The sequence below is a fragment of the Sphaerochaeta sp. genome, from assembly GCF_050178175.1.
Classification (GTDB): domain Bacteria; phylum Spirochaetota; class Spirochaetia; order Sphaerochaetales; family Sphaerochaetaceae; genus Sphaerochaeta.
Window position 1 is genome coordinate 1 of record NZ_JBFXGH010000094.1, and the last position, 8,782, is coordinate 8,782.

An 8,782-nucleotide genomic window follows, 5' to 3' on the forward strand; every position below is an offset into this window, starting at 1 on the left:
ACATCGATGGGCCATGTCTTATAGATGCCACCAGTGGTCTTGAACGCTCTTCCTCCAACCGCTACAAGCAGGGAAGGGTATTTCTCTTTCAATGTCTTTACCGCTAGATAACAGGTTTGGAGGTGTTGGGGCATGGTGACCGAGAGTGCGACAAGATCGGGTTGATGTTCCGCCACTGCGCTTACTAACGAAGGAATAGGGACTGCTGCCCCAAGGTAGACACTTTCCCATCCTCGATACTCAAAAAGGTCTGCTACCATTCTGCCTCCCATCTCATGTAGCTCGCTGCCGATGCAACAGGTAAGGACTTTCTTGTCTACTGGCCTCTGGTTGAAAATGTATGGATAGAAGCGAGCAAGGATCATCTGGGTGGTGGAGGTAGCATAATGTTCCTTGTCCACGGTTATCTTGTTCTGGTACCAGAGTTCCCCGATTTCCTGCATGCTGAGACGTATAACATCTTCATAGAGCTCTTCCAGGCTTAACCCGTCCTTTCGTGCATCTTCAATGATTTGGATAGCCTTCTGGGTTTCACTCCTGAGAAGTGCATTAAGATATGCTCGCCGTATGGAAAGATGATTACCCCGAAGAAACTCCTCAGATACCTGGTAGTTGTCCATTGCCTGTTCAGTTGCATCAATAGCAGCATCAAGGATGGTTCTTGCTGAAGTAATCATTGTCTCTTCTTCAAAGAGCTTGTCACTGAAGGTTTTTAAAATTTCGTAGTGATGGACCATCTGGTCCTTGACGCGATCACGGTCAATATCTTTCATCAGGTTGCAGAGCAACTCATAGAGCCAGACTGCATAGTTCGTGAAGAGCTTCTCATCTCCGATCTGCACCGCAGTTGAAAGGAAGTCGAAGTTGTAGAGTATGTCTTGGAACATGAGACGTTTCCGTCTATCATCCATTTCCTGCTCAAGTCTGGGGTCTTGCTCGAACTGTTGGTCGAAGATTTTTTGCGCGAGACTGATACGTCTTGGATCTATATCCGGTAGTAATAAACTCATGCAAGACCTCCATCCCGAAAAGTACGTGATATAGCTATAGCATAACAGGGTATGGGAGGTTTGTCATAGGGAAAGGTGTTCTAATGCGTTACTTCGTTTTTACAGTAGTACCTTTCTTGTCAAAGAATTGTACATTAAGGCTGGATACTTTGAGGTGGTCAGCCATGGCACGATGCACAGCTTCCCTATCTCTATTGCAGAAGGCTTGGTAGATTTCCCGGTGGCGGGAGATTGCATCTTCAATACCACCTTCTACAAGGATTCCCTTCCCCATGTAATCGCGGAGGAGGGATGTCAGAACGCCGATAAACATACACAGCAGCTCATTGCCCCCGGCCTGTGCAATGGTCAGATGAAACTGCTCATCCAGCTTGACACGTTCCTTCAATGGGAGCGTTTTATCCTCAAACTTGGAAAGGATTTCATCCATCTTCTGGAGATCTTCATCTGTGATCTTCTGCACTGCTAGGTCGGCAGATGAGAGTTCAAGAATCTCCCGTACCTGAGTCAAATCCTCAGATTTGATATGATCCACCTGCATGATACGGTTGATGGCATTCATCACCGTATCGGTTTCAGGGCGGGTGATATATGCACCACTACCGTTCTTCAATGAGATAAGGCCTCTCTCCTGCAAGAGTTTCATAGCTTCCCTGATTACAGGGCGGCTTACGTTGTACTGTTTTGCAAGCTTCATCTCTGAAGGGAGTTTCTCAGAGACCTTGCTCTTTGGGGAGGAGAGTATATATTCTTCCAGATGGTCAGCAACCTGTGAACTTAGATTTGTCCGAGTAAGCGAAATGTTCGAAATATCCATGCCAACCTCCATCTCAATACATCATATCGATTCTTTTCAATTCTTTCTACAGCTACTTACGCACCATGGAAATGGTCTGCCTAGCTCCCTGCTGCAGGAAGGAAATATCATCCCCGCAGCTGAAAAAATCCACTCCCAGGGCCTTGTAGGTCTCTATCGTCTTTGTATCAGGGCCGATGGAAACACCCACAGGTTTCTTGGCTTCCTTTGCCGCCTTGATGGCAAGTTCAGCCAAGGCAAGCACATCTGGATGTAAAGGATTTCCCAAATGGCCGATGGACCCAGAGAGATCATTCGGGCCAATGATGATTGCGTCCAGTGCCGGCAAAGAGAGGATGGCTTCCACATGGTGTACAGCCTTCACATGTTCTATCTGGATGATCCTGATAAAACTCTCTTCGCTCTCTTTCAGATAGCTCGTAACATCCTGGCTGTTGTATCCTATCGCACGCCTGGGGCCAAAACCCCGAGTACCCTTGGGAGGATACAGACACAACTCAAGCACTCGCTTTGCTTCAACTTCATCCAAGACCATCGGAATGATGATTCCGTCAATGCCCATTTCAAGAACCGGCTTGATGATATCCATTTCTTGGCTGGCTACCCGTACAAAGGCTCCTGCACCACCTGCATTCGCTGCCATGATGTGCATCAATAGGTTCTGCTTGTCAAATGCTCCATGCTCAGCATCAATCCAGATGAAATCGTAGCCATGAAGGGCAAGCGCTTCAGTGATTGCAGGGTCGTTGAGGAAGACATGGCCCCCAAGGGCCGTGCCTTCCAGCAATCTCTTTCGAAACTCGTTTCCACGGTTCATTGCTTCAATCCCAATTCAGTTCGCATTGCTCTCTCCATCCGGATCAAGCTGGCGATTTCGTGGCGTGCATTCTCATCGAGTAAGGAGACCGGCTTTGAACGAGTCACCAGACTCATGGGAATGTCCGTCTGTGCATAATGGTACTTTGCATTGATAGGGTATGCCCTTGCTTCCGTGATCGCTGTTACCGTAAGGAAATCGCTCACACGTCTAGCCAAAGCTTCATCTTCCCGGAAATGCTCATACAACCATTTATAGATATCAATATGAAAGTTTGCCATTACTCCATTGTACCCGTCATATCCGGCAATCCATGAATCGAGCACGGTAGCGGTATTGGCATTGAAGAGTGCAAGCTTGGTCCCTTTTACCAGCTCAACACGTCGTTTCTCGATCTCAAGCGAGCAGGAAACATCCTTGAGGAAGACCAACTTGTCCTCATGGGCGGCCCAATGAAGAAAGTCATCACTCAATAGCCTAAGATAGGGGTAAGGGCATTCGTACAATCCAAAAGTGACTGAAGGAAGCTGGGTAAAGATATCTTCAGCATTCTTCCTGAAGACATCTTCTCCTTCCTCTTCCTTGGCCATCCTGTTCGATACCAGTACCACAGCATCCACACCCGTCTCGGCCATTGCTCCGAGTTCCTGGATTTGTGCTTGGTGGTCATCAGCAGTATGTCCGCTTGCAATGACCTTGACCCTGCCCTCTGCTGCTTCGACCACTGCCTTTGCAATATCGAGCTTCTCCTGGGGAGTGAGGAAGAACATCTCACTGGACTGGCAAACTGCAAAGATGCCGTCACATCCCCGGTCAATGTACCAGTCAGTAAGTTTCTTGACTCCGCGGAAGTCTACCTTGTTGTCTTCTGTGAATGGGGTGATCATGGTTGGCCAGCAACCATTATATTGTGCTTGCATTACTAGTTCTCCTTACATGAGGCCGGTTGCTTTCGGCAGGAACAGCGTGACTTCCGGGAAGTAGGTGATAATCACCAAGACAATCAACATAACAGTCAGTGGCCAGAGTATCTCCTTCATGACCCCCTTGAGAGGTGTTCCTGAGATACCGCTGGTTATGAACAGCAGCATACCGAAGGGCGGGGTGGAGAGACCTACCATCATATTGAACGTCACTACCAGGCCAAAGTGAATCATATCGATTCCCAAGGCCGAAGCGACAGGGATCATGATCGGTACAAACACCAACTGGATTGTCGAGGTATCCATGAACATTCCCAGGATGAGGATGACAACGTTCACTAAAAAGAGGAACGTATATTTGTTCGTAGTGAAGCCTAAGATCCAGTTCCCGATATTTGCAGCGAGCTGTTCACGAGCGACAATGTAGCTGATGATAGCTGCCGCACCGATCATAATACTGGTTGATCCGACATCCTTGATCGTGTCACGGATAACATTCATCAAGTCCTTGAATCCCATGGCTCTGTAGGCGAAGATCGAGATGATCATGGCATAGAGCCCTGCAATTGCTCCAGCTTCAGTGGGGGTGGTGATTCCGGTGTAGATACCCACCAAAAGGATGATCGGGGTAAGAAGTGCTGGAATAGCCCGTACAGTGAAAGCGAGGAAGGTTTTCCAGACAACTCTTTCCCCTCTGGGATAATTACGCTTTTTTGCAACAATTGCGACATACACCATCAAGAAAAGCGAGAGAAGGACAGCTGGAACCATGCCTCCCATGAAGAGTGCTCCAACTGAGGTACTGGAAAGCATTGCGTAGATCACCAAGGGGATGGATGGAGGAAAGATAGGACCGATGGTTGCGGAGGCTGCGGTTATTGCGCAGGAGAACTCCGGGTCATATCCATCATCCTTCATGGCCTCGATCTCGATTTTTCCAAGTCCTGCGGCATCAGCGATTGCAGAGCCGGTCATGCCACTGAAAATCAGGGAAGCAAGGATATTTACGTGTCCCAGCGCACCTCTCATCCGTCCTGTGATACCACCGGCGAACTTGAAGATCATATCGGTGACCTTTCCGGTGTTCATGACGTTTGCGGTGAAGATAAAGAGCGGGACTGCGATAATGACGTAGTTGGTATAGTAGGTATTCATCACCTGATTAACCACCAAGCTTAGGTCAGCACCCTTTACCAAAAGATAACAAGCTGCTGAAGCGAGCATACCGAAGGCAATCGGCATACGGAGGAAGAAGATCAGGATAAAAACCAATAAGGTTACAAATAGAGGGAAACTCATTTGTTTACCTCCCCAAGCAAAGGATCAAAGCGATGATCGAGACTGTCTTCAAGCTTTCCGGTAATCACTTTCCAGTCCTCAATTACCGGCTTGATTGTGTAACCGATGATGGAGAGCAGGAAGTAGGTAAAAGGGAGGAATATCCATGTGTAAGAGACCCTGAGCACAGGAGTCTTCTGGAAGCCAAGGAAAAACGCATACTTGAATGAAGGAATCACCATGACAGCAAATGTGAGAATAATCAGGAGGTTTCCGGTCATCCTTGCCCAGGCTGCTACTTTCGGGCTATATGCATCATAGAGCATGGTGAACTGGACGTGCCCCTTCCTGCGCATTGTATAACATGCACCCAGGATCACTGACCAGCAAAAACCAATGACGATAACATCCTGTGTCCAGGTCAATGGGTGGTTAACCACGTATCTAAAGAAGACCTGCAGGATGAAAGCCAAGAATAAAAATATAAACGAGAGGATGGGAATGTAGACTTCCATGACATCCCTGAGAAACAACGCCATTTTTTTCACGTAGTCGGCCTCCATTGAACATCAGAAAAGACCCGGAGCACCATGCCCCGGGTCGTAAGGTGGTGCTTAGTTTCCAGCAGCCTGGATTTTCTCGAACATCTCCATATCCCAGGTATCGGAATAGGGGCTGTCAAGATACTGTGCCAGTACGTGCTCAGCGAAAGCATCAAGATCAGCATAGTAGATGCTGAGACCTTCACTCTTGAAGAACTCAATCAATTCTGCCTCTGCCTTGATGTTGGTAGTATCACAATACTCAATACCAGCCTTTATGCCTTCCATGACCCAGCCTTTCTGCTCTTCGGTCAAGGACTGCCATTTTGCCTCGTTGATTGCAGGCCAAACGGAGTCAACCAAGTGGTTGGTGATGCTGATTGACTTGGTAACCTCATAGAACTTAGCGTTTTTGTTGGTTGGAAGCGGGTTGTCCTGGCCATCGACGGTCTTGGTCTGGAGAGCCATATACAATTCGCTGAAGGAGATCGGGGTTGGATTGGCACCAATTGCCTTACCAAGGAAGATCCAGGAATCAGAGTTCGGCATTCTCAAGTTGACACCATTGAGATCAGCTGGGGTCCTGATTGGGCGATCTTCTACCAGGTTGATCTGACGGGTTCCCAAGTACTGAGCACCGAGAGGACGAATTCCCTGCTCTTTTGCAATGCGGTCAAATACTTCCTGGCCGATAGGACCATTGAGTACGCTGGTCATGTGGTCATAGGTCTTGAAGATATATCCAGCAGTGAACATACTTACCCAAGGGCTTCCATCAGTGAGCCATGATGCTGCAGTTGCAGTCATATCTGCCTGACCACTCTTTACAGCTGAGACTTCCTGTTCCTGCTTGAAGAGGGAAGCGGAGTCATAGGTAAGAACCTTGATCTGGCCGCCGGAAACTTCTTCAACGGTCTCCTTGAAGACGCGCATTGCCCCAGCATGAGCATCAGTGGGAACCGCTGTCATGGTATAGACCAATTCAACGGGCTTTGCCTCGGATGTTCCTTGAGCAAAAGCCATGGGAAGTACCAGGGCTACCATCAACAGTGCGATAATACTTTTTTTCATTGTTTCCTCCTGTGGACCGCTGTGCGGTATAACAATGTTTCTTTCTTGCTTGGCACATGCCAAGTCTTGTAAAATCTGTAAACTTGTAAAGCTGTCTTACAGGTTAATCGTTACATGAGTTTCACTATCTGTCAAATGGAATTTTCAACAAATTGCAAAAAATGGTAAAAAAATAGACTGTTGGAAACCCAACAGTCCAGAATTATCGTCATTATGTGTTATACCAGAATCTTAAAGACAACCTTTACCACAGTAGTGGAATGCTCATCGATGAGGTTGCATGCATGTCCTTCCCCTGGGAAGAACAGGGCAAAGGTAGAGGGAGTTGCATGGTAGGTGAGTAATTGCTTGCCTTCTGCAAACGAAGCATCCTTGCTGGTATCATACCCGATGGTCTCCTTTAGTGATGATGTATCAGCAATTACCATCGTTTCAAATCCGGAAAGGAGAATCTGCACATCCACTTCCTTTTTATGTAGCTCAAACGTCAAATTCTCAGGTGTTGCAGTTGTATAGGTGAACAAGTTGTAGCGTACCTTGGGATTGTCAGTAGTATAACTGCCATACTCCATACTTGGCAGCTTGCCGCTTTCCAGAATTTCGTGAACTGTCTTAAGGGCTGGAAGGCTGGGAATGTAACGTTCTAGGTTGGTGATCTGATCAATTATCATGGGACTCTCCTCGCGCCCAGCATACAAGATTACGAAAAAAGTGAGAAGCAGGGTACAAAAAGAGCAACTCAACTATAGCTTAATAAGATTGATTCTTTTTTAATAATTAAACCATAATTTTTTCTTGCTTTTCTCTATCAAACCACATAGGATTTTTCCAAGAACAAGAAAGCAGTAGTCATAGGCGGAGGCTTCGGTGGCCTCAGCCCAGCGGCCCTCCTGGCCCGTGACGGCTGGGATGTGACCTTGGTCGAGAAGAATGCCCAACTTGGGGGAAGAGCCCGATATTGGGAAAAAGACGGATTTACCTTTGACATGGGACCGTCCTGGTACCTCATGCCTGAAGTGTTCGGGCATTACTTCTCCCTTTTCGGGAAAAAACGGGAAGACTACTACGATCTCAGTCCCCTTGACCCCTATTATAAGGTGTACTTTGAAGGCGGGCAAACTGCTAAGCTTACCCCACGTTTTAACGAGAACCAGAAACTCTTTGAGTCATTTGAGAAGGGTGGTGGAAAAGCCCTGAAAGCCTACATGGAGCAGTCTACCTATAAGTATAATGTAGCCATGGAGGATTTCCTCTATCGTGATTACAAACACATCGGGCAGTTCTTCAATAGAAGATTGATGACAGAGGGATTGCGGCTTGGAGTGCTGGGAAAACTTGACTCCTTCGTTTCAAACTACGTAAAAGATCATCGGGCAAAGCAGATCCTGGAATATGCCATGGTATTCCTGGGTACCGATCCCGCCCAGGCCCTTGCAATTTACTCCATCATGACGCATGTTGATCTTAATCTTGGTGTATTCTTTCCTCAGAAAGGCATGGCTGGAGCCGCAGAAGGTTTTGCCTCTCTCTGCAGGGATCAGGGGGTTGAGCTGATTACCGGTGCAGAAGTGCTGAAGGTACTGACTGAAGGAAATCGGGCAGTTGGTGTTGAAACCAATAAAGGAACATTCATGGCAGATGTGGTTGTTTCCTCTGCCGATTATCACCACAGTGATACAAACCTCCTTGAAGACAAGCATCGTACGTATTCTGACTCATATTGGGAGAAGCGGATGGTTGCCCCCTCGATGTTCATTGCCTATTTGGGAATCGGCAGGGAGCTGAAAGGATTGGAACACCACAATCTCTACTTTGCAAAAGACTGGGATGCACATTTTGATGCAATTTTCAAGAATCCTGGCTGGCCCCAAGACCCCTGTTTCTACCTCAGTTGCATCAGCAAGACAGACTCCTAATCGCCGTCATTGGTTTCTTTTTTGATATACGAGAGAAGAACATGCCTCTCTTATCGTGGGCTTTTATTACCTTTCTTGTCACATTGTTCCTTGAGATCGTGGGAGTGGCTACCTCGCTTGTCTTTGGGGTATATACCTATGGGGATACCCTTGGCCTGAAGTTGCTTGGCGTCCCGCTGCTTATCGGGATGAACTGGACCATCATCATCCTGGGAATTGCAGATGTCGTGAGACAGAAAGTCACGAACAATGCCCTAGCTGCTCTGATCACTGCTTCCCTGACTGTCTTGTTTGACTATGTCATGGAGCCGGTTGCCATCGCATTTGATTACTGGAATTGGGCAGTCGGTACCATTCCCTTGCAGAACTATATCGCTTGGTTTGTGATAGCATTCCTCTTCTCCTATC

The 8,782-nt window shown here is 47.4% G+C and carries 10 protein-coding genes; 2 read left to right on the top strand and 8 right to left on the bottom strand.

Translation table 11 applies throughout. From position 1 onward, the window contains the following. From AB7S66_RS09630 to AB7S66_RS09665, 8 genes are all read right to left on the bottom strand, one after another. Positions 1–1,010: cobalamin B12-binding domain-containing protein (locus tag AB7S66_RS09630; RefSeq protein WP_428519457.1), on the bottom strand; the 1,010-nt coding region annotated here is incomplete at its 3' end. 88 nt (positions 1,011–1,098) lie between these two features. Then, positions 1,099–1,827 carry a FadR/GntR family transcriptional regulator gene (locus AB7S66_RS09635; RefSeq protein ID WP_428519459.1) on the bottom strand — a complete coding sequence of 243 codons (729 nt, stop codon included), beginning with the start codon at positions 1,825–1,827 and terminating at the stop codon, positions 1,099–1,101. 52 nt (positions 1,828–1,879) lie between these two features. Beyond that, positions 1,880–2,644, bottom strand: a complete 765-nt coding sequence (locus tag AB7S66_RS09640; protein WP_428519461.1) for an HpcH/HpaI aldolase family protein — start codon at positions 2,642–2,644, stop codon at positions 1,880–1,882. Then, positions 2,641–3,564: a dihydrodipicolinate synthase family protein gene (locus AB7S66_RS09645; RefSeq protein WP_428519463.1), complete on the bottom strand. Its 924-nt coding sequence runs from the start codon at positions 3,562–3,564 to the stop codon at positions 2,641–2,643. The genes AB7S66_RS09640 and AB7S66_RS09645 overlap by 4 nt, the downstream gene beginning before the upstream one ends. A gap of 12 nt (positions 3,565–3,576) precedes the next feature. Continuing rightward, complete coding sequence (locus AB7S66_RS09650) at positions 3,577–4,866, bottom strand: TRAP transporter large permease (protein WP_428519465.1); 1,290 nt, start codon at positions 4,864–4,866, stop codon at positions 3,577–3,579. Beyond that, positions 4,863–5,384, bottom strand: a complete 522-nt coding sequence (locus tag AB7S66_RS09655; RefSeq protein WP_428519473.1) for a TRAP transporter small permease — start codon at positions 5,382–5,384, stop codon at positions 4,863–4,865. Before AB7S66_RS09655 ends, AB7S66_RS09650 begins: the two co-directional genes overlap by 4 nt. Before the next feature lie 75 nt (positions 5,385–5,459). Continuing rightward, entirely contained in the window at positions 5,460–6,458 is a 999-nt protein-coding gene (locus AB7S66_RS09660; protein WP_428519467.1) for a sialic acid TRAP transporter substrate-binding protein SiaP, read from the bottom strand. Positions 6,459–6,676: 218 nt separating this feature from the next. Then, positions 6,677–7,129: a YhcH/YjgK/YiaL family protein gene (locus tag AB7S66_RS09665; protein WP_428519469.1), complete on the bottom strand. Its 453-nt coding sequence runs from the start codon at positions 7,127–7,129 to the stop codon at positions 6,677–6,679. A gap of 180 nt (positions 7,130–7,309) precedes the next feature. Between AB7S66_RS09665 and AB7S66_RS09670 the strand changes: the two genes are divergently transcribed. Together AB7S66_RS09670 and AB7S66_RS09675 are read left to right on the top strand one after the other, a co-directional pair. Beyond that, positions 7,310–8,374: a phytoene desaturase family protein gene (locus AB7S66_RS09670; protein ID WP_428519474.1), complete on the top strand. Its 1,065-nt coding sequence runs from the start codon at positions 7,310–7,312 to the stop codon at positions 8,372–8,374. Positions 8,375–8,415: 41 nt separating this feature from the next. Then, positions 8,416–8,782 (top strand): carotenoid biosynthesis protein (locus tag AB7S66_RS09675; RefSeq protein WP_428519471.1); only part of this gene is annotated, 367 nt, incomplete at its 3' end.